This is a genomic window from Aurantimonas sp. NFXS3, assembly GCF_049132005.1.
GTDB classification, from domain to species: Bacteria; Pseudomonadota; Alphaproteobacteria; order Rhizobiales; family Rhizobiaceae; genus Aurantimonas; species Aurantimonas coralicida.
Genome location: NZ_JAGDDZ010000001.1, coordinates 827,426 through 846,487 on the forward strand (window position 1 = coordinate 827,426; position 19,062 = coordinate 846,487).

At 66.5% G+C, this 19,062-nt stretch carries 18 protein-coding genes; 2 read left to right on the forward strand and 16 right to left on the reverse strand.

The window, feature by feature from the left end; translation table 11 throughout:
• Window positions 1-14: 14 nt before the first annotated feature.
• The 10 genes from glpK to J3367_RS03790 all read right to left on the reverse strand — a co-directional run bounded on the left by glpK (window position 15) and on the right by J3367_RS03790 (window position 11,128).
• Window positions 15-1,499 (reverse strand): glycerol kinase GlpK, encoded by a 1,485-nt coding sequence (gene glpK / locus J3367_RS03745; RefSeq protein WP_024348639.1) that lies wholly within the window; start codon window positions 1,497-1,499, stop codon window positions 15-17.
• 82 nt (window positions 1,500-1,581) lie between these two features.
• Window positions 1,582-3,321 carry an ABC transporter substrate-binding protein gene (locus J3367_RS03750; RefSeq protein ID WP_024348638.1) on the reverse strand — a complete coding sequence of 580 codons (1,740 nt, stop codon included), beginning with the start codon at window positions 3,319-3,321 and terminating at the stop codon, window positions 1,582-1,584.
• Between the two features lie 92 nt (window positions 3,322-3,413).
• On the reverse strand, window positions 3,414-3,698 hold the full coding sequence (locus tag J3367_RS03755) for a DUF2160 domain-containing protein (RefSeq protein ID WP_029702490.1): 285 nt from the start codon (window positions 3,696-3,698) through the stop codon (window positions 3,414-3,416).
• A 40-nt stretch (window positions 3,699-3,738) separates the two neighbouring features.
• Window positions 3,739-4,653, reverse strand: a complete 915-nt coding sequence (locus J3367_RS03760; RefSeq protein ID WP_024348636.1) for a carbohydrate ABC transporter permease — start codon at window positions 4,651-4,653, stop codon at window positions 3,739-3,741.
• Window positions 4,646-5,536, reverse strand: coding sequence for a carbohydrate ABC transporter permease (locus tag J3367_RS03765; RefSeq protein ID WP_024348635.1), 891 nt, complete (start codon window positions 5,534-5,536; stop codon window positions 4,646-4,648). Before J3367_RS03765 ends, J3367_RS03760 begins: the two co-directional genes overlap by 8 nt.
• 11 nt (window positions 5,537-5,547) lie before the next feature.
• Window positions 5,548-6,630: an ABC transporter ATP-binding protein gene (locus J3367_RS03770; RefSeq protein WP_024348634.1), complete on the reverse strand. Its 1,083-nt coding sequence runs from the start codon at window positions 6,628-6,630 to the stop codon at window positions 5,548-5,550.
• A 10-nt stretch (window positions 6,631-6,640) separates the two neighbouring features.
• Complete coding sequence (locus tag J3367_RS03775; protein ID WP_024348633.1) at window positions 6,641-7,723, reverse strand: ABC transporter ATP-binding protein; 1,083 nt, start codon at window positions 7,721-7,723, stop codon at window positions 6,641-6,643.
• Window positions 7,724-7,747: 24 nt separating this feature from the next.
• The gene (gene glpD, locus J3367_RS03780) at window positions 7,748-9,247 is read right to left on the reverse strand and encodes a glycerol-3-phosphate dehydrogenase (protein WP_024348632.1); all 1,500 of its coding nucleotides are present in this window, start codon (window positions 9,245-9,247) and stop codon (window positions 7,748-7,750) included.
• Between the two features lie 94 nt (window positions 9,248-9,341).
• Window positions 9,342-10,130: a DeoR/GlpR family DNA-binding transcription regulator gene (locus tag J3367_RS03785; protein ID WP_024348631.1), complete on the reverse strand. Its 789-nt coding sequence runs from the start codon at window positions 10,128-10,130 to the stop codon at window positions 9,342-9,344.
• 140 nt (window positions 10,131-10,270) lie between these two features.
• A complete protein-coding gene (locus J3367_RS03790; RefSeq protein WP_024348630.1) occupies window positions 10,271-11,128 on the reverse strand; it encodes a D-amino-acid transaminase in 858 nt (285 codons plus the stop codon).
• 183 nt (window positions 11,129-11,311) lie between these two features.
• On the opposite strand from J3367_RS03790, the gene J3367_RS03795 reads away from it, so the two are divergent.
• Window positions 11,312-12,091: an SDR family NAD(P)-dependent oxidoreductase gene (locus tag J3367_RS03795; RefSeq protein ID WP_051141475.1), complete on the forward strand. Its 780-nt coding sequence runs from the start codon at window positions 11,312-11,314 to the stop codon at window positions 12,089-12,091.
• A gap of 101 nt (window positions 12,092-12,192) precedes the next feature.
• Entirely contained in the window at window positions 12,193-12,975 is a 783-nt protein-coding gene (locus tag J3367_RS03800; protein ID WP_024348628.1) for an enoyl-CoA hydratase, read from the forward strand.
• 162 nt (window positions 12,976-13,137) lie between these two features.
• Here the strand turns inward: J3367_RS03800 and J3367_RS03805 are convergent, their stop codons facing one another.
• The 6 genes from J3367_RS03805 to J3367_RS03830 all read right to left on the reverse strand — a co-directional run bounded on the left by J3367_RS03805 (window position 13,138) and on the right by J3367_RS03830 (window position 18,854).
• Complete coding sequence (locus J3367_RS03805) at window positions 13,138-14,250, reverse strand: branched-chain amino acid ABC transporter substrate-binding protein (RefSeq protein ID WP_024348627.1); 1,113 nt, start codon at window positions 14,248-14,250, stop codon at window positions 13,138-13,140.
• A gap of 144 nt (window positions 14,251-14,394) precedes the next feature.
• Window positions 14,395-14,748, reverse strand: a complete 354-nt coding sequence (locus J3367_RS03810; RefSeq protein WP_024348626.1) for a DUF6867 family protein — start codon at window positions 14,746-14,748, stop codon at window positions 14,395-14,397.
• Window positions 14,748-15,497 (reverse strand): ABC transporter ATP-binding protein, encoded by a 750-nt coding sequence (locus J3367_RS03815; protein ID WP_009209003.1) that lies wholly within the window; start codon window positions 15,495-15,497, stop codon window positions 14,748-14,750. Before J3367_RS03815 ends, J3367_RS03810 begins: the two co-directional genes overlap by 1 nt.
• Complete coding sequence (locus tag J3367_RS03820) at window positions 15,494-16,471, reverse strand: ABC transporter ATP-binding protein (protein ID WP_024348625.1); 978 nt, start codon at window positions 16,469-16,471, stop codon at window positions 15,494-15,496. Before J3367_RS03820 ends, J3367_RS03815 begins: the two co-directional genes overlap by 4 nt.
• Window positions 16,471-17,931, reverse strand: coding sequence for a high-affinity branched-chain amino acid ABC transporter permease LivM (livM, locus tag J3367_RS03825; RefSeq protein ID WP_024348624.1), 1,461 nt, complete (start codon window positions 17,929-17,931; stop codon window positions 16,471-16,473). The genes J3367_RS03820 and livM overlap by 1 nt, the downstream gene beginning before the upstream one ends.
• A gap of 5 nt (window positions 17,932-17,936) precedes the next feature.
• The gene (locus tag J3367_RS03830; RefSeq protein ID WP_009209006.1) at window positions 17,937-18,854 is read right to left on the reverse strand and encodes an ABC transporter permease subunit; all 918 of its coding nucleotides are present in this window, start codon (window positions 18,852-18,854) and stop codon (window positions 17,937-17,939) included.
• Window positions 18,855-19,062: the final 208 nt, after the last annotated feature.

A 19,062-nucleotide genomic window follows, 5' to 3' on the forward strand; every position in this document is an offset into this window, starting at 1 on the left:
ACGCGCCGAACGGCTCAGCTCAGCGTCCGCTTCACCGCATCGGCCCAGCCGGCGAGCTTGCGGCCGCGGGTGACGGCATCCATGCGCGGCTCGAAGCGGCGTTCGAGGTTCCAGCGTTCGGCAAAGCCGGCCATGTCGGGCCACACGCCGGCCTTCTGTCCGGCAACCCAGGCGGCGCCCAGCGCCGTGGTTTCCAGGACGACCGGACGGTCGACGGGGGCATCGAGAATGTCGGCAAGGCGCTGCATGGTCCAGTCGGAGGCGACCATGCCGCCGTCGACGCGCAGGATGGTGTCGGAGGCGCCGGTCCAGTCCTTCTTCATGGCGGACAACAGGTCGGCGGTCTGGAAGCACACGGATTCGAGGGCGGCGCGGGCGAGCTCGTTGGGGCCGGTCTTGCGGGTCAGGCCGTAGATCGCGCCGCGCGCCTCCGCGTCCCACCAGGGCGCGCCGAGGCCGGTGAATGCCGGCACCATATAGACCTCCTGGGCGTCGTCGGCGGCCCCCGCCATCGGGCCGGTGCGGTCGGCGCGGTCGACGAGGCCGAGCCCGTCGCGCAGCCACTGCACCGCGGCGCCGGCCACGAAGATCGAGCCCTCGAGGCCGAAGGTGGTGCGGCCGGCCAGCCGATAGGCGATCGTCGTCAGGAGCCGGTTGGAGGAGGGCACCCTGGTGTCGCCGGTGTTGAGGACGGCGAAGCAGCCGGTGCCGTAGGTCGATTTCAGCATGCCCGGCTGGAAGCAGGCCTGGCCGAGGGTCGCGGCATGCTGGTCGCCGGCCATGCCGCAGATCGGGATGGCGGCGCCGAAGAGGCCGGGGTCGCTGGTGCCGAAGGCGGCGTCGCAATCCTTGACCTCGGGCAGCAGCGCGCGCGGCACTCTGAGGAGCCGCAGGAGATCGTCGTCCCAGTCATGCGCCTCGATGTCGAAGAGCATGGTGCGGCAGGCATTGGTGGCGTCGCTGGCATGGACCCGGCCGCCGGTCAGCCGCCACAGGAGGAAGCTGTCGACGGTGCCGAAGGCGAGCTTGCCGGCCTCGGCCCGGGCCCGGGCACCCTCCACATTGTCGAGCAGCCAGGCGATCTTGGTGCCGGCGAAATAGGGGTCGATCAGGAGCCCGGTCTTGCGCGTGATCTCCGGCTCGTGGCCGTCGGCGACCAGCTTGCGGCAGAATTCGGCGGTGCGGCGGTCCTGCCAGACAATGGCGTTGTGGATCGGCTTGCCGGTGTCGCGATCCCAGATCAGCGTGGTCTCGCGCTGGTTGGTGATGCCGATGGTGGCGATGTCGGAGGCCGACAGCGAGGCGTCGGCGAGCGCCGTGCGGATGGTGGCGAGCGTCGAGGTCCAGATGTCCTCGGGATCGTGCTCGACCCAGCCCGAATGGGGAAAATGCTGCGGGAATTCCTGCTGGCCGAGGCCGCGGATATGGAAGCCGTCGTCGAAGACGATCGCACGGGTCGACGTCGTGCCCTGGTCGATGGCGAGAACGTATCCGGACATGCCGTCCCCTTCTGGATGCTGGTGTTCGCGATGGCAGAAGGCCGGGGCTGACCCCGGCCTTCGTTTCTCAGATGTCAGACGGTCACTTGGACGCGTTGGCGTCGGCCCAGCTCTTCACCAGCTCGTCGTAATTGACGGTGATCGGCTGTTCCTTCTCGTCTTCCTTCTTGGGCTGAGGTGCCAGCGTGCCGTTGGCCTTGGCCTGCTCCACCCAGTACTCCATGTCCTGCTCTTCGTTGAGCTTGGGGCCGATGTCGCCCTGGATGCCGGCGCGCTCGATGCGCTCCATCACCTTTTCCTGCTCGGCGCAGAGGGAGTCCATCGCTTCCTGGGCCGACTTGGCGCCCGAGGACGCGTCGCCGATCGCCTGCCACCAGAGCTGTGCCAGCTTCGGGTAGTCCGGCACGTTGGTGCCGGTCGGCGACCACTGCTTGCGCGCCGGCGAGCGGTAGAACTCGATGAGACCGCCGAGTTCCGGTGCCCGCTCGGTGAAGCTTTCGTCGCGGATGGTGGATTCGCGCACGAAGGTCAGGCCCTCATGGGCCTTCTTCACGTCGACGGTCTTGGAGCCGACGAACTGAGCGTAGAGCCAGGCAGCCTGAGCGCGGTCGACCGGGGTCGACTTCATCAGGGTCCACGAGCCCACGTCCTGGTAGCCGAGCTTCATGCCGTCGACCCAGTAGACGCCGTGCGGCGAGGGGGCCATGCGCCATTTCGGCGTGCCGTCCTCGTTGACCACCGGCAGGCCTTCCTTGACCGCATCGGCGGTGAAGGCGGTGTACCAGAAGATCTGCTGGGCGATGGCACCCTGGGCCGGGACCGGGCCGGATTCGGAGAAGGTCATGCCCTGGGCCTCCGGCGGGGCGTAGGCCTTCAGCCAGTCGAGATACTTCTCGATGGCGTAGACCGAGGCCGGGCCGTTGGTGTCGCCGCCGCGCGCGACGCAGGAGCCGGTCGGCTGGCTCTGCTCGTTGACGCGGATGCCCCATTCGTCGACCGGCACGCCGTTCGGGATGCCCTTGTCGCCATTGCCGGCCATGGACAGCCAGGCGTCGGTGAAGCGCCAGCCGAGCGACGGGTCCTTCTTGCCGTAGTCCATGTGGCCATAGACCTTCTTCCCGTCGATCTCGCGACCGGTGAAGAATTCGGCGATGTCCTCATAGGCCGACCAGTTGACCGGCACGCCGAGCTCGTAGCCGTACTTCTCCTGGAAGTCGGCCTTGTTCTTCTCGTCGTTGAACCAATCGTAGCGGAACCAGTAGAGGTTGGCGAACTGCTGGTCGGGAAGCTGGTAGAGCTTGCCGTCCGGCGCGGTGGTGAAGGACGTGCCGATATAGTCGTCGAGGTCGAGGCCCGGATTGGTGACCTCCTTGCCTTCGCCTTCCATCCAGTCGGTCAGGTTGCGGACCTGCTGGTAGCGCCAGTGGGTGCCGATCAGGTCGGAATCGTTGATGTAGGCGTCGTAGATGTTCTCGCCCGACTGCATCTGCGTCTGCAGCTTCTCGACGACGTCGCCCTCGCCGATCAGGTCGTGGCTGACCTTGATGCCGGTGATGGCGGTGAAGGCCGGGGCCAGCACCTTGGACTCGTATTCATGGGTGGTGATGGTCTCGGAGACGACCTTGATCTCCATGCCCTGATAGGGCTTCGCCGCGTCGATGAACCACTGCAGCTCCTTCTCCTGCTCCTCCCGGGACAGGGTGGACAGATCGCCGATCTCGGCGTCGAGGAACTTCTTGGCCGCCTCCATGTCGGCCATGGCCGGCCCTGCGGCCAGGGCGATCGCCAACGTGGCGGCCGTTCCCATCAGATATCGTTTCATCATGTCGAATGTCCTCCCAGTGTGAGCCGGTGCGAGCGATGGGCATGTCCGCGTCGACCGGCGACGACGCGGTGTGGCCCGGTTCCGGCCCGTCAGACGAGCCGGAAAACCAGAACGAAGAAGACGGCGCAGAGGCCGAGGGCATACCAGAGCGGCAGGTCGACGCCCCACAGCCAGCCGAGGCAGATGAAGGCCGAGCCGAGCAGCGACACGAACAGCCGGTCGCCGCGGGTGGTCTCGAAGCGCAGGATGCCGACGCGGGGATTGCCGCCGGGCGACACCTTCTCCCAGACGCCCATCAGGGCGATGAGGGCGAAGATCGCGATGAAGAAGGTGGCGGTCGGCCAGGTCCAGGCCATCCAGCTGAGGTCGATCATCGGCAGGCCTCCGTCTTGGCTGTCGGTGCGGTGATGCGCATCACACCCTCCCCAGGGCGAAGCCCTTGGCGATGTAGTTGCGCACGAACCAGATCACGATCGCGCCGGGAATGATGGTCAGGGCGCCGGCCGCGGCGAGGACGCCCCAGTCGAGGCCGGAGGCGGAGACCGTGCGCGTCATGATCGCCGAGATCGGCTTGGCGTCGGTTACCGTCAGGGTGCGGGCGATGAGCAGCTCGACCCAGGAGAACATGAAGCAGAAGAAGGCCGCGACTCCGATGCCGCTGGCGATCAGCGGGGTGAAGATCTTGAAGAAGAAGCGCGGGAAGGAATAGCCGTCGATATAGGCGGTCTCGTCGATCTCCTTCGGCACGCCCGACATGAAGCCTTCCAGGATCCACACCGCCAGCGGCACGTTGAACAGGCAGTGGGCGAGCGCCACGGCGATATGCGTGTCGATCAGGCCGAAGGCCGAATAGAGCTGGAAGAAGGGCAGGGCGAACACCGCCGGCGGCGCCATGCGGTTGGTCAGAAGCCAGAAGAACAGGTGCTTGTCGCCCAGGAAGCGGAAGCGCGAAAAGGCGTAGGCCGCCGGCAGCGCCACCGAGACCGAGATCACCATGTTCAGAACGACATAGATGATCGAGTTGATGTAGCCGTTGTACCAAGACGGGTCGGTCAGGATGACCGTGTAATTGCGCAGGGTCGGGTTTTCCGGCAGCAGCGTCAGCCCGCTCAGGATCTCCTGATTGGTCTTGAAGCTCATATTGACGAGCCAGTAGATCGGCAGCAGCAGGAAGACGATGTAGAGGATCGGGATCAGCGCCTTCCAGCGGAAGCCGCCGGATGCCTTGCGGCTGCGCCGGGCGATCGCCTCGCCGGAGCGGCCGGTCGGCGGCACGGCGCCGGCGCCCGGGGCCTCGACGACGTCGCGGTTTGCCGTGGTGTCAGTCATTGTCGCCTCCCTTCATCGGGCGCTCGGTGCCGACATTGGTCATGATGGTGTAGAAGACCCAGGACAGCGCGAGGATGATCAGGAAGTAGATCAGGCTCATCGCCGCCGCCTCGCCGAGGTTGAACTGGCCCAGTGCCAGTTTCACCAGGTCGATGGACAGGAAGGTCGTGGCGTTGCCCGGTCCGCCGCCGGTGACGACGAAGGGCTCGGTGTAGATCATGAACGAGTCCATGAAGCGCAGCAGCACGGCGATCAGCAGCACGCGGCCCATCTTGGGCAGCTGGATGAAGCGGAACACCGCCCAGCGCGAGGCGCCGTCGATCTTGGCGGCCTGATAATAGGCGTCCGGGATCGACACGAGGCCGGCGTAGCACAGGAGGACGACGAGGCTCGTCCAGTGCCAGACATCCATGATGATGACGGTGACCCAGGCGTCGAAGGGGTCCTGCACGTAATTGTAGTCGAGGCCGAGCGAGGCGAGCGTGTAGCCGAACAGGCCGATGTCGGTGCGCGCGAAGACCTGCCAGATCGTGCCGACGACGTTCCAGGGGATCAGCAGCGGCAGCGCCATCAGGACGAGGCAGACCGGCACCCAGATCCCCTTGCGGGGCATGGCCAGCGCCACGAGGATGCCGAGCGGCACCTCGATGGTCAGGATGATGGCCGAGAAGGCGAGGTTGCGGACGAGGGCGTCGTGGAAACGCGCCGAGGTCAGCACCTCCTCGAACCAGTCGGTGCCGTACCAGAAGAACTGGTTGTTTCCGAAGGTGTCCTGCACCGCGTAATTGACCACGGTCATCAGCGGGATCACGGCGGAGAAGGCGACCAGCACCAGCACCGGCATGACCATGAACCAGGCTTTGTTGTTCCAGGTCTTGTCCATGTGCGTTCTCCCTAGACCCGTCCGACCAGCCGGGAATCGGCATAGAGATTGAGCGCGTCGGGCGCGAAGCGCATGGCCGCGTCGGTGGGGATGGCGACGCCTTCGCGCACGATGGCGCTCAGCGGATGCTCGCCGAGCCGGGCCCGCACGATGCGCTCCGATCCCACGTCCTCGACCTTGTCGATGGTCACCGGCACGGCGTCGCCGTCGCCGCGGTCGACGATGGTGACGAATTCCGGCCGGATGCCGAGTTCGGTCTTCGCCCCGGCGGCATAGGCCGCGCGGCCGCCCGGCAGGGCGATGCGCATGTCGGAGACCATCGCGTCGCTGCCGTCGATCCGGCAGGGTAGGACGTTCATGCCCGGCGAGCCGATGAAATAGCCGACGAAAGTGTGCTGGGGCCGCTCGAACAGTTCCTCGGGCGTGCCGATCTGCACGACCTCGCCCTCGTACATGACGACGACCTTGTCGGCGAAGGTCAGCGCCTCGGTCTGGTCGTGGGTGACGTAGACCATGGTCATCGCGAATTCGCGGTGGAGCTGCTTCAGTTCCGAGCGCAGCTGCCACTTCATGTGCGGGTCGATGACGGTCAGCGGCTCGTCGAAGAGGATGGCGTTGACGTCGGAGCGCACGAGGCCACGGCCGAGCGAAATCTTCTGCTTCTCGTCGGCAGTGAGGCCGCGGGCCTTGCGATCGGCCTTCGCCTCGAGGCCGATGCGGCCGATCATGTCCTCGACGCGGGTCTTGATCTCGGCGGCCGGCACCTTCCGGTTCTTCAGCGGGAAGGCCAGGTTCTCGCGGACCGTCATGGTGTCGTAGATGACCGGGAACTGGAACACCTGGGCGATGTTGCGCGCCTCGGGCGTCAGCATGGTCACGTCGTCGTCGCCGAACAGGACGCTGCCCTCGGACGGGGTCAGCAGGCCGGAGATGATGTTGAGCAGCGTGGTCTTGCCGCAGCCCGACGGCCCGAGCAGCGCATAGGCGCCGCCGTCGTCGAAGGTGTGGTGGACCTCGCGCAGGGCGTAGATGTCGGCCGCGGCGAGGGCCGGCGAATAGGCGTGGCGGATATGGTCGAGGCGGATGCGGGCCATGGCGTTCTCCTCAGGCCGCGTGTCGGGCGGGCGCCGCGACGGCGTTGCCCGCTTCGTCGAAGACGAGAAGGCTGGCGGGATCGAAGGACAGGCGGATGGTCTCGCCGGTCTCGTGGCGGCGCACGCCGTGGACGAGGGCGATGATCCGGTCCTCGCCGACCTCGGCGTGGATGTAGGTCTCCGACCCGGTGACCTCGGTCAGGCTGATCACCGCCGGAAAGACGGTGCCGGTGGTGTCGCCGGTCTCGACGGTGAGGTGATGGGGCCGGATGCCGCTGAGATAGCGGCCGTCCGGCAGGGCTGCCTGGCTCGGCGCGGCCTCGAAGACGACGCCGTTGGGCGAGGTGAAGCGGCTGCCGGCCTTGGTGAAGGCCATGACGTTGAGCGGCGGATCGGAGAAGGTGCGCGCGGTCAGGAGGTCATGGGGCTGGCGATAGACGTCTGGCGTCTCGCCGAACTGGGTGACACGGCCCTTGGACAGGGTCGCGGTGCGCCCGCCCAGAAGCAGCGCCTCGTGGGGCTCGGTGGTTGCATAGACGAAGATCGCGCCGGTCTCGGCGAAGATCTTCGGCAGTTCCTCGCGCAGTTCCTCGCGCAGCTTGTAGTCGAGATTGGCCAGCGGCTCGTCGAGCAGCACCAGTTCGGCGTTCTTGACGAGGGCGCGGGCGAGCGCCGTGCGCTGCTGCTGGCCGCCGGAGAGGTTGAGCGGCGTGCGGTCGAGGAAGGGCGTCAGCTTCATCAGCGCCGCGGCCTTCTGGACGGCGGCCTCGATCTCGGCCGCCGACTTGCCAGCGATGCGCATCGGCGAGGCGATGTTCTCGTAGACCGTCAGGGTCGGGTAGTTGATGAACTGCTGGTAGACCATGGCCACGTTGCGCTTGCGCACGGGCACGCCGGTCACGTCCTTGCCGTCCATGACGACGTGGCCCGACGTCGGCGCGTCGAGGCCGGCCATCAGCCGCATCAGGCTGGTCTTGCCGGCCAGCGTCGGCCCGAGCAGCACGTTGAGCGAGCCGCGGTCGAGGGTCAGCGAGACGTCTATGATGTGCTTTTCGCCGCCGACGCTGCGGCTGACGTTCTGCAATTCGAGCAATGTGTCCTCCCAGACGCGCCGGTTCTATTCGGCGGCCGTCCTCCGTTCATTCTGTCGCTGCGTCACATATTGCGCCAGTGCGTCCGTCTCGTCGGCCCTGAAGCGCAGGCCGAGCTTGGTGCGGCGCCACAGGATATCCTCTGCCGTGCGAGCCCATTCCTCCGCGATCAGCCAGTCGATCTCGGCCTGGTAGAGACCGTGCCCGAAATCCCGGCCGAGTGCACCGGTCCTGGCAAATCTCGCCGCGTCGGTGCCGTAGGAGCGGACGAGCCGGTGGATCGTCGCCGCGTCGAGTTCGGGCGCCGCCTGGCGCAGTGCGGCTTCCAGCGCGCCGACGCCGTCGACGGCGAAGTCGCCGCCCGGCAGCGGCTCGTCGCCGGTCCAGCTCCTGCCCTTGGCGCCGAGATGATGGGCGATCTTGCCGAGCACTTCTTCCGACAGGACGCGGTAGGTGGTGATCTTGCCGCCGAAGCAGTTGAGGACCGGCGCCTCGCCATTCTCGCCCTCGACCTTCAGCACGTAGTCGCGGGTGGCCTCCTGCGCCTTCGAGGCGCCATCGTCGAAGAGCGGGCGCACGCCGGAATAGGTCCAGACGATGTCCTCGGCGACGACAGGCCTGGCGAAATACTCGCTGGCGGCCGACAGGAGATAGTCGATCTCGCCCTGGCTGATCGCCACCTGCGACGGGTCGCCTTCATAGTCCTGGTCGGTGGTGCCGACGAGGGTGAAGTCGTCCTCGTAGGGGATGGTGAAGATGATCCGCCCGTCGGCATTCTGGAAGATGTAGGCGCGGTCGTGGTCGTAGAGCTTGCGGGTGACGATGTGCGAGCCCTGGACGAGGCGGATGTGGTTGGCGCCGTTGCGGCCCATGGCATTCTGGATGATGGCGTCGACCCAGGGGCCGCCGACATTGACCAGGAAACGCGCGGTGACGGAGCGGACCGCGCCGGTCTCCTGGTCGTGGAGGGCGATGACCCAGCCGTCCTTCTCGCGCCGCGCCTCGGTCACCTTGGTGCGGACCATGATGTCGGCGCCGCGCGCCGCCGCATCGCGGGCGTTGAGGACCACGAGGCGGGCGTCGTCGACGCGGGCGTCGGAATATTCGAAGCCCTTCTGGAAATCGTCCTTCAACGGCGCGCCCAGCGGCCCGTCGAGATCGACGGTGGTCGTCGCCTTCAGCTTCCGCCGGCCGCCGATATGGTCGTAGAGGAACAGGCCGAGGCGCAGGAGCCAGGCCGGGCGCAGGCCGTCATGGTGGGGCAGGACGAAGCGCAGCGGCCGGATGATGTGCGGCGCGATGCTCCACAGCACCTCGCGCTCCATCAGGGCGTGGCGCACGAGGCTGAATTCGTAGTGTTCGAGATAGCGCAGGCCGCCATGCACCAGCTTGGTCGACCAGGAGGACGTGCCGGAGGCGAGATCGTTCATCTCGGCGAGCCCGACACGGTAGCCGCGGCCGACGGCGTCGCGGGCGATGCCGCAGCCGTTGATTCCACCACCGATGATGAAAACGTCGTAATCCAGAAGAGCCTCCCCAGGCTTCGCACCGCAACATTTGAGGTTGCGATTGCGAATGTGAGGAGGCTATTACGAAACCAAACCGAACGTCAAACGAAAACTACTCGGCGGCGTCGGCTTTGGTCGCATCGCGCCGGCCGGCCTCGATCAGACGGACCTCGCGCTCCTGGCAGATCTGCCGGATTCCGTCGGGCGCGACGTCGGTGACGAAGGTGTGGACCTGGTCGAGATGGCCGATCCGCACCGGCGCGCTGCGCTCGAACTTGGACGAATCTGCCGCCAGGATGACGTGGCGCGCATTGGAGATGATCGCCTGGGCGACGCGCACCTCGCGATAGTCGAAATCCAGGAGCGAGCCGTCGGGATCGATGGCCGAGACGCCGATGACGGCGAAATCCACCCGGAACTGGCGGATGAAATCCACCGCCGCCTCGCCGACGATGCCGCCATCGGAGCGGCGCACGACGCCGCCGGCGATCACCACCTCGATCTCCGGATAGGGCCGCATGACGGTGGCGACGTTGATGTTGTTGGTGATGACCATCAGCCCGGCATGGCGCAGCAGCGCGCGGGCGACGGCCTCGGTCGTGGTGCCGATATTGACGAAGAGCGAGGCGCGGTCCGGCACGAGATCGGCAACCGCCCGGCCGATCGCGCCCTTCTCGTCCGCCGCGATGGTGCGGCGGGCGTCGTAGCCGACATTCTCGACGCCGGAAGACAGCACCGCGCCGCCATGGACGCGGGCCAGAAGCCGCTGATCGCAAAGGTCGTTCAGGTCCTTACGGATGGTCTGGACCGACACGTCGTAGCGGGCCGCCAGTTCCTCCACCGAGACGCGGCCGCTGCGCTTGGCACTTTCGAGTATCTGTGTCTGTCGGTCCGACAGCATGGTTCACTCCTCCCGTGACGGAGCGATCATGGGCAAAACGAAACCGAAGCGCAAGAAACGAAAGCGAAGCCGATCACCGGCTTCGCTGGCGGTCGCGGCGCCGACCGGCGACGTGCCGAGCGGCCGGCGTCCCGAGGCCGTCAGATGGCGGTGCGGTCGGCCTCGGCGAGGTAGATCTCGCGCAGGCGCCTGGCGATCGGTCCGGGCGCACCGCTGCCGACCGGTTGGCCGTCGATCTCCACCACCGGCATGACGAAGGTGGAGGCGGAGGTGACGAAGGCCTCGCTGGCGTTCTTCGCCTCTTCGAGGGTGAAGCTGCGCTCCTCGACCTTGACGCCGTCGTCGGCCGCCAGCTTCAGCACCGCGGCGCGGGTGATGCCGTGCAGGATCGAATGCGACAGGTCGCGGGTAATCAGCGTGCCGTCGGCTGTGACGATATGGGCGTTGTTGGACGAGCCCTCCGTGACGACGCCGTCCTCGACCAGCCAGGCATCGTCGGCGCCCTTGGACTTGGCTTCCATCTTGGCCATGGACGGGTAGAGGAGCTGCACCGTCTTGATGTCGCGGCGCGCCCAGCGCAGGTCGGGCACCGAGGCGATGCGGATGCCGGTGCGCGCCGCCGGCTTGTCGCGCAGAACCATGGCCTGGGTGAACAGGACGAGGGACGGCGCCGTGTCCTTCGGCGGGAATAGGAAGTCGCGATCGGCGGCGCCGCGGGTCACCTGCATGTAGATCAGCCCCTCGTCGAGGCCGTTGCGGGCGACCAGCTCGCGGTGGATCGTCAGCAAGTCCTCCTCGCTGGCGGGCGAGGGCATGTCGAGTTCGCCGAGCGAGCGCGCCAGCCGCTTCATGTGCGGACCGAAATCGACCAGCTTGCCGGACAGGACGGTGGTGACCTCGTAGACGCCGTCGGCGAACAGGAAGCCGCGGTCGAAGACCGAGATCGTCGCCTCTTCCTCGGGAACGTAGGCGCCATTGACGTAAACGGTACGGGACATGCCGGACTCCTGTGACAGATCGCTGCCGTGCATACGACGTGGCGCGGCCGGGTGGAAGACGAGGGGGAAAGATCGCGCGCCGGCATCATTTCCGGCTTTCGCCGGGGAACGCGCGGGGCTACGGCAATAGATCACATCCCAAGGGGCGAGGCGCCGCATCTTCGCGGTCCCGACCCGCAACGCATGGAGAAATGCTTGGATATCGGAACGACGACACCGGCGATCGTGACCGGCGCAGGCTCGGGTCTCGGGCGCGGCACGGCTCGCGCACTGGCCGCCAAGGGGGGCAAGGTCGCGGTGCTGGACCTCAACGAGGAGGCCGGGCAGGCGGTCGCGGACGAGATCGGCGGCGTCTTCGTGCGCTGCGATGTGTCCGATTCCGAATCGGTCCGGCAGGCACTGGCGCTGGCCGTCGAGGCGATCGGCACGCCGCGCATCCTGGTCAATTGCGCGGGCATCGTGGCGGGCCGCAAGACCATCTCGCGGGGCGCGGCCCATGACCCGGCACTGTTCCAGAAGGTGATCGCGGTCAATCTGATCGGCTCCTTCAACATGGCCTCGCAGGTGGCGCAGCTGATGTCCGAGGGCGACCCGCTCAACGCCGATGGCGAACGCGGCCTGATCGTCTCGACCTCGTCGGTCGCTGCCTTCGACGGCCAGATCGGCCAGCTCGCCTATTCGGCCTCCAAGGCGGCGATCGCCGGCATGACGCTGCCGATGGCCCGCGATCTCGCGCAGACCGGCATCCGGGTGATGACCATCGCCCCGGGCATCTTCGAGACGCCGATGCTGGCCGGCATGCCGGAAGAGGTGCAGGCCTCGCTGGCCGCCGCGGTGCCGTTCCCCTCGCGCCTCGGCACCGCCGAGGAATACGCCAGGCTGGTCGTCCACATCGCCGAGAACGCGATGCTCAACGGTGAGACGATCCGCCTCGACGGCGCCATCCGCATGGCCCCGAAATAAGGACCGCGATCGCGGCGGCCGGGTTGCCAAGGACGGCAGCCCGGACCGTCGCCCCATGTCGCAGAGCCGAGAGCGGGCAGGGCCCCGCAAGAGGAGGACAGATGAGCGAAGACAAGGTCGTACTCACCAGCCGGGAGGGCCGCGTCGCGATCCTCACCCTGAACCGGCCGAAGGCGCTGAATGCGCTGAATTCCGAGGTCATGCGCGAGATCGTCCGGCTGACCGCCGAACTCGACCGCGACCCCGGCGTCGGCGCGATCCTGATCACCGGTTCGGAAAAGGCCTTCGCCGCCGGTGCCGACATCAAGGAGATGGAAGACCGCACGGTCATGGAGATGATGCTCGCCGACTGGTTCTCCGACTGGGAGATGCTGGAGCGGGTGCGCACGCCGATGGTCGCGGCGGTGTCCGGCTTCGCGCTGGGCGGCGGCTGCGAACTGGCGATGATGTGCGACCTGATCATCGCGTCCGACACGGCGAAGTTCGGCCAGCCGGAGATCAAGCTCGGCGTCATTCCCGGCATGGGTGGCTCGCAGCGCCTGACCCGCGCCGTCGGCAAGTACAAGGCCATGGACATGATCCTCACCGGCCGGATGGTCGAGGCCGAGGAAGCCGAGCGGATGGGGCTGGTGTCGCGGCTGGTGCCCGCCGCCTCGCTGATGGAGGAGGCGATGGCCGCCGCGCGGACCATTGCGGAGTTCTCCAAGCCCGCGACGATCACCGCCAAGGAAGCCACCAACCGGTCGTTCGAGGTGGGGCTGCGCGAGGGGCTGCTGCACGAGCGCCGCACCTTCCACGCGCTGTTTTCCGGCTCCGACCAGAAGGAGGGCATGTCCGCCTTCCGCGAGAAGCGCGCCGCCGTGTTCAAGCACGGGCAGGACTGAAGGCGGAATACCGGTCGCCGTCCCCGCCCATGGCGGGCGGAGGTCACGGAAGCGGGAGTGTGCTCGGACAGTCGAGCTGATTGCCCTGAATGACAAAGGCCCCGGCGCGATGCACCGGGGCCTTCGTCATGTCGGAATGCGGCGTCTGCCGCGTCCTGATGCTTACTGGGCGGCGCCGTCGACGTAGTCGTACTGGCCGTCCTTCCACTCGTAGACGACGTAGCCGGGCAGCGTGACGTCGCCCTTGTCGTCGAAGGTCAGGTCGCCGATGACCGTGGCGTAGTCGCCATCATTGAGGGCGGTGACGACCGGATCGAAGTCGGTGGAACCGGCCTTCTTGACCGCGTCGGCCCAGGCCTGGATCGCCGCATAGGTGTAGAGCACGTAGCCCTCGGCGGTCTTGCCGGCCTTTTCGAGCTCGGCGACGACCGGGGCTGCGGCCTCGTTCTTGCGCGGATCCGGCGAGAAGGTCATGAGCGTGCCCTGGCCGGCGTCGCCGGTGATCGCCCAGTATTCCTCGGCGACGAGCGCGTCGCCCGACATCAGCACGGTGTCCATGCCCTGCTCGCGCATCTGGCGCGCCATCAGGCCGGCTTCGGTGTGGTAGCCGCCGATATAGAGCAGGTTGATGCCGGCTTCCTTCATCTTGGTGACGAGGGCGGTGTAGTCCTTTTCGCCGGCCGTATAGGCCTCGACGAGGGCCGGCTTCTTGCCGGACGCTTCCTCGTAGTACTTCTGGGTCTCGTCGGCGAGGCCCTTACCGTAGGCGGTCTTGTCGTTGATGATCGCGACGTTGGCATCCGGGAAGTTGTCCGAGATGTACTTGCCGGCAACTTCGCCCTGCTGGTCGTCACGACCGCAGACGCGGAACACGCCGTCGCCCGGGCGCTTGTCGGTGAAGTCCGGGTTGGTCGAGGCCGGGGATATCTGGACGATCTGCTCGTCGGCATAGACCTGGCTGGCCGGGATCGAGGAGCCCGAGCAGAAATGGCCGGCCACGAACGGCACGCCCTGCGAGGCGAACTGGTTGGCCACGGCCACGGCCTGCTTCGGATCGCAGGCGTCGTCGCCGACCGAAAGCTTCAGCATCTCGCCATTCACGCCGCCGGCGGCGTTGATGTCGGCGACAGCCTGCTCGGCGCCCGTGCGCAACTGCTCACCGAAGCTGGCGTACTGGCCGGTCATGGGGCCGGCGACGCCGATCGTGATCTCGGCGAACGCTGCGCCAGCGAATACCAGGTTGAGCGCTGCGCCGGCTAGGAGTGCTTTCTTCATGGGAACCTTCCTGTTGATTCTGGCGGCCGGTGGGCCACGAGGCGGTGTTGACCGTCCTCTACCGAGGGGGATTTAAGACCGGATTCGCTGCCGTTGGAATAGCCCCGGCACAGTTTTTCGCCGGCGCTCATTAATGCGGCAGAGTCAGCGATGGTTACCGTGCAATATACCGTACTGCCGAGACATCTGACGGTTGCGGACATAGCTGCGCCCGATGCCGGCAATGGCCAACAATACGATAAAGTCGATCAGTCCATAGTAGATCGCGGTGCCGAATGTCGCCGGCGGCAGAAAGAACGAGCCGCCGAACAGACTGAAGTGAATGAAGCGGACGGCAATCGTCAGCAACAGCACGTAGAAGGTCATCAGACCCCAGCCGTTCCACGTCAGCGCGGTGGAGCGACCGATCATCCAGGCACCGCCGCCGCCGAGAACAACGGTGACGAGCAGGAATTCGGGCAGGGCGACTTCCCAGAGCAGGCCCATTTCGGATTCCATCAGTGGGCTCCCCCTTCCAGATAGGCGCTGCGCACTTCCTCGCGGGCCAGAAGCTCCTTGCCGGTGCCCGACATGGTGACGGTGCCGTTGACCATGACGTAGCCGCGATGGGCGAGCCGCAGGGCATGGAAGGCGTTCTGCTCGACGAGGAACACGGTCAGCCCCTCATTGGCGTTGAGCTCGCGGATGACGTCGAAGATCTGCTTGACGATCAGTGGGGCCAGGCCGAGGGACGGCTCGTCCAGAAGCAGGAGCTTCGGCCGGCTCATCAGCGCCCGGCCGATGGCCAGCATCTGCTGCTCGCCGCCCGACAGGGTGCCGCCGCGCTGGCCGCGCCGCTCCTTGAGGCGCGGGAACAGCTCGAAGACCTTGCGCAGGTCGTCGTCGAAATATTTCTCGTCCTCCATGATGGCCCCCATCTGGAGGTTCTCCATCACGGTCATCCGGCCGAAGACGCGACGCCCTTCCGGCGACTGGGCGATCGACCGGGACATGATGTCGTGGGTCGGCATGTGGGTGATGTCCTCGCCGCGATAGAGGATCTGCCCCTCGCGGGCCTGCGGATTGCCGCAGATGGTCATCATCAGGGTCGACTTGCCGGCCCCGTTGGCGCCGATCATCGTGACGATCTCGCCGGCGAAGACGTCGACATCGACGCCCCGCAGCGCCTGGATCTTGCCGTAGAAGGTATGCACGCCGCGGACCGCCAGCATCGGCTCCCCCGCGGGCGTCGGCGCGACCGCGCTCATGCCATGTCTCCCTGACTGCCGTCGGCGGCGTGCGTCGACGCGCCGGCCTTCTTGACGCCGAGATCCTGCTCGACCTGCTCCACCTCCTCGTCGTCGACGCCGAGATAGGCGGCGATGACCTTGGGATCGTCGCGCACCTCGGCGGCCGAACCGTCGGAGATCTTCTTGCCGTAGTCGAGCACGATGATGTGGTCGGAGATCTCCATCACCACGCCCATGTCGTGCTCGATCAGCAGAACCGAGACGTCATGCTCATCGCGGATGTAGCGCAAGAGCGTGTTCAGCTCGGCCGATTCCCGCGGGTTGAGGCCGGCGGCCGGCTCGTCGAGGCACAGCAGCGCCGGATCGGTGCACATGGCCCGGGCGATCTCCAGCCGGCGCTGGGCGCCGTAGGGCAGGTCGGAGGCCGGGTCGTCGGCGCGGTCGAGAAGGCGGGTATGCCCCAGCCATTCGATCGCCTTGCGCTTGGCTTCGGCGGCGGCGCGCCGGTAGCCGGGCAGGCCGAACAGGCCACCGATGGTCATGCCGGAGGCGCGCATCAGCTTGTTGTGCTGCGCGACCAGCAGGTTTTCCAGCACCGTCATGCCGCCGAACAGGCGGATGTTCTGGAAGGTGCGGGCGACGCCGGCCACCTCGGTGATGCGGAAGTCGGTCATCCGCTCCAGCAGGAACACCGCATGCTCGTCGTCGCGGTCGTACTGGTTGCCGCTGCGGGTGAGGGCGGCGATCTTGGCGTCCGGGACATTGCGGCCCCGGCGCATGGCGATGCGGCCCTCGGTCGGCTTGTAGAAGCCGGTGACGCAGTTGAAGACCGTGGTCTTGCCGGCGCCGTTCGGACCGATCAGGGCGGTGATGTCGCCGCGCCCGACATTGAAGGAGAGGTCGTCCACGGCGGTCAGGCCGCCGAAGCGCATCGTCAGATGCTCGACGGTCAGAACCGGGTCGAGCGACCAGCGGTGAGAGGTGTTCGACATTAGTGACCCTCGCCCTGGGAGACCTGATCGGCGCCGATCTTCTTCTTCTCCTTGTAGACATCGGATGGGGAGCGCGACGAGATCAGGCCGCGCGGCTTCCACACCATGATCGCCACCATGGCGAGACCGAAGATCAGCATGCGGTACTGGGTCGGATCGAAGTCCGAACCGAAGACCGCCTGCAGGATGGTGAGGTTTCGCAAGAGTTCGATGCCGCCGATCATCACCACCGAGGCAATGACCACGCCGAGCTGCGAGCCGAGGCCGCCGAGCACCACGATGGCGAGGATGATCGCCGATTCGATGAAGGTGAAGCTCTCCGGCGAGATGAAGCCCTGCCGGGTGGCGAAGAAGGCGCCGGCGAAACCGCCGAACATCGCGCCCGTGGCGAAGGCCGTGAGCTTGACGTTGGTGGTGTTGATGCCGAGCGAGCGACAGGCGATCTCGTCCTCGCGCAGCGCTTCCCAGGCCCGGCCCACCGGCAGCTTGCGCAGCCGCAGGGTGACGAAGTTGGTGATCAGGGCGAGGGCCAGGATGATGTAGTAGAGGAACACGAAGCGCTGCACGGTGTCGTATTCGAGGCCGAAATACTCCGCGAAGGAATTGTCGCCGCGGTTGAACTCCAGGCCGAACAGGGTCGGCTTGGGAATGCCCAGGAGGCCGTTCGGGCCGCCGGTGAACTCGTACCAGTTCAACAGAACGATGCGGATGATCTCGCCGAAGGCGAGGGTGACGATGGCCAGATAGTCACCGCGCAGGCGCAGCACCGGGAAGCCCAGCATGACGCCCCACATCGCCGCGAACAGGCCGGCCATGGGCAGGCAGACCCAGAAGCCGAGACCGAAATTCGTCGACAGCAGCGCGAAGGAATAGGCGCCGACCGCGTAGAAGGCGACGTAGCCGAGATCGAGCAGGCCGGCGAGGCCGACCACGATGTTCAGTCCCCAGCCCAGCATGACATAGGTGAGGATCAGGATCGCCAGATCGAGGAGATAGCGGTTCTGGCTCGGAACCAGCGTCGCCAGGAGATAGGGCAGGGTCAGCGCGACCAGCAGGAGCGCGATGCCGAGGACCTTGCCGATCGGCAGGCCGCGGGCGGTGGGCGCGAAGGTCTTCTTGAGAAAGCCGGTGATCGGCTGTTCGGAGCGGAAGACGAAGTAGGACAGGAGGAAGCGGACGCCGAAGGCGATCGCCACCCAGACCAGCCAGAGCTCCGGCCGCAGGGTCAGGGACAGGCCGCCCGATGCGATATCGGACCGGAAGGCCAGGAAGAACAGGGTGATGACCGCGATGATCGCCGCGGTGATTCCGGCCTCCTTCAGGGAGGCGACGAGGCGGCTGTCGCCGGTCGGCGCTTCGGTGAAGGGCGGTTCGCCCCGCGCCGCGTCGCGCCGCTCTTCGGACAGGATCTCCGCGCCCTCGGGGCGGTTCGCCGCGGTGGCTGATGTCGTGCTGGCCATCGCGATCAGACCTTCTCGACTTCAGGCCGGCCGAGCAGGCCGGAGGGCATGAAGATCAGCACGATCGCCAGGATGGAGAAGGCGGCGACGTCCTTGTACTCGACCGAGAAATAGCCGGACCAGAAGGTCTCGATCAGGCCGATGGCGAGGCCGCCCAGCATGGCGCCCGGCAGCGAGCCGATGCCGCCCAGAACCGCCGCGGTGAACGCCTTCACCCCGGCGATGAAGCCGATATAGAAGTCGATGACGCCGTAATAGAGCAGGTACATCATGCCGGCGACCGCCGCGAGCGAGGCGCCGAGCACGAAGGTCAGCGAGATCGTGCGGTCGACATTGACGCCGAGCAGAGACGCCATCTTGCGGTCCTGCTCGCAGGCGCGCTGCTGGCGGCCGAGCGAGGTGCGCGAGATCAGCAGCGAGAAGCCGGCCATCAGGACGATGGTCATGCCGATGATGATCATCTGCATGTAGCTCAGCTGCACGACGATGCCGGAGGGCGAATCCATCAGCGTGATGCCGCCCTGGATCTGCGGCGGCAGCGGCTTGACGCGGGCACCCTGGGTGACCTGCACGAAGTTCTGCAGGAAGATCGACATGCCGATGGCGGTGATCAGCGGGGCGAGCCGGAAGGAGCCGCGCAGCGGCCGGTAGGCGACCCGCTCCACCGTCCAGCCCCAGAGCGAGGTGCAGAGCATGGCGACCAGCACCATGATCAGCAGCACCAGCGGCAGGAACGTGATGCCGAGGGCGGCGAGCGCCAAGAAGACCGTAAGCGAGACGAACGATCCGATCATGAAAATCTCGCCATGGGCGAAATTGATCATGCCGATGATGCCGTAGACCATCGTGTATCCGATGGCGATCAGCCCGTAGATCGAGCCGAGCGTGATACCGTTGATCAATTGCTGAAGAAAATATTCCATTGCCCGCCCGTTTTCCGGTGCTTCTGGGATGCCGGTCTGTTTGGCGCGCGCGAAAGTGTCAGAAACGCCGCGTCCGAAGGCATGATCATTTCCATAGCAATGGCGGCTCCGCAAGCCGATTGCGTCAATTTCGCGGCGCGAAGGTGTTAACGCCTTGGCGAATCAGGGCTTACGGGCGTGCAAGCGCGACGAAAGGCGCATAGAGATC

Excerpts from the sequence above, each read along its gene's own strand:
- glpK (WP_024348639.1), bottom strand. The coding sequence starts at position 1,499 with ATGTCCGGATACGTTCTCGCCATCGACCAGGGCACGACGTCGACCCGT.
- J3367_RS03750 (WP_024348638.1), bottom strand. The coding sequence starts at position 3,321 with ATGAAACGATATCTGATGGGAACGGCCGCCACGTTGGCGATCGCCCTG.
- J3367_RS03755 (WP_029702490.1), bottom strand. The coding sequence starts at position 3,698 with ATGATCGACCTCAGCTGGATGGCCTGGACCTGGCCGACCGCCACCTTC.
- J3367_RS03760 (WP_024348636.1), bottom strand. The coding sequence starts at position 4,653 with ATGACTGACACCACGGCAAACCGCGACGTCGTCGAGGCCCCGGGCGCC.
- J3367_RS03765 (WP_024348635.1), bottom strand. The coding sequence starts at position 5,536 with ATGGACAAGACCTGGAACAACAAAGCCTGGTTCATGGTCATGCCGGTG.
- J3367_RS03770 (WP_024348634.1), bottom strand. The coding sequence starts at position 6,630 with ATGGCCCGCATCCGCCTCGACCATATCCGCCACGCCTATTCGCCGGCC.
- J3367_RS03785 (WP_024348631.1), bottom strand. The coding sequence starts at position 10,130 with ATGCTGTCGGACCGACAGACACAGATACTCGAAAGTGCCAAGCGCAGC.
- J3367_RS03790 (WP_024348630.1), bottom strand. The coding sequence starts at position 11,128 with ATGTCCCGTACCGTTTACGTCAATGGCGCCTACGTTCCCGAGGAAGAG.
- J3367_RS03795 (WP_051141475.1), top strand. The coding sequence starts at position 11,312 with ATGGAGAAATGCTTGGATATCGGAACGACGACACCGGCGATCGTGACC.
- J3367_RS03800 (WP_024348628.1), top strand. The coding sequence starts at position 12,193 with ATGAGCGAAGACAAGGTCGTACTCACCAGCCGGGAGGGCCGCGTCGCG.
- J3367_RS03805 (WP_024348627.1), bottom strand. The coding sequence starts at position 14,250 with ATGAAGAAAGCACTCCTAGCCGGCGCAGCGCTCAACCTGGTATTCGCT.
- J3367_RS03810 (WP_024348626.1), bottom strand. The coding sequence starts at position 14,748 with ATGGAATCCGAAATGGGCCTGCTCTGGGAAGTCGCCCTGCCCGAATTC.
- J3367_RS03815 (WP_009209003.1), bottom strand. The coding sequence starts at position 15,497 with ATGAGCGCGGTCGCGCCGACGCCCGCGGGGGAGCCGATGCTGGCGGTC.
- J3367_RS03820 (WP_024348625.1), bottom strand. The coding sequence starts at position 16,471 with ATGTCGAACACCTCTCACCGCTGGTCGCTCGACCCGGTTCTGACCGTC.
- livM (WP_024348624.1), bottom strand. The coding sequence starts at position 17,931 with ATGGCCAGCACGACATCAGCCACCGCGGCGAACCGCCCCGAGGGCGCG.
- J3367_RS03830 (WP_009209006.1), bottom strand. The coding sequence starts at position 18,854 with ATGGAATATTTTCTTCAGCAATTGATCAACGGTATCACGCTCGGCTCG.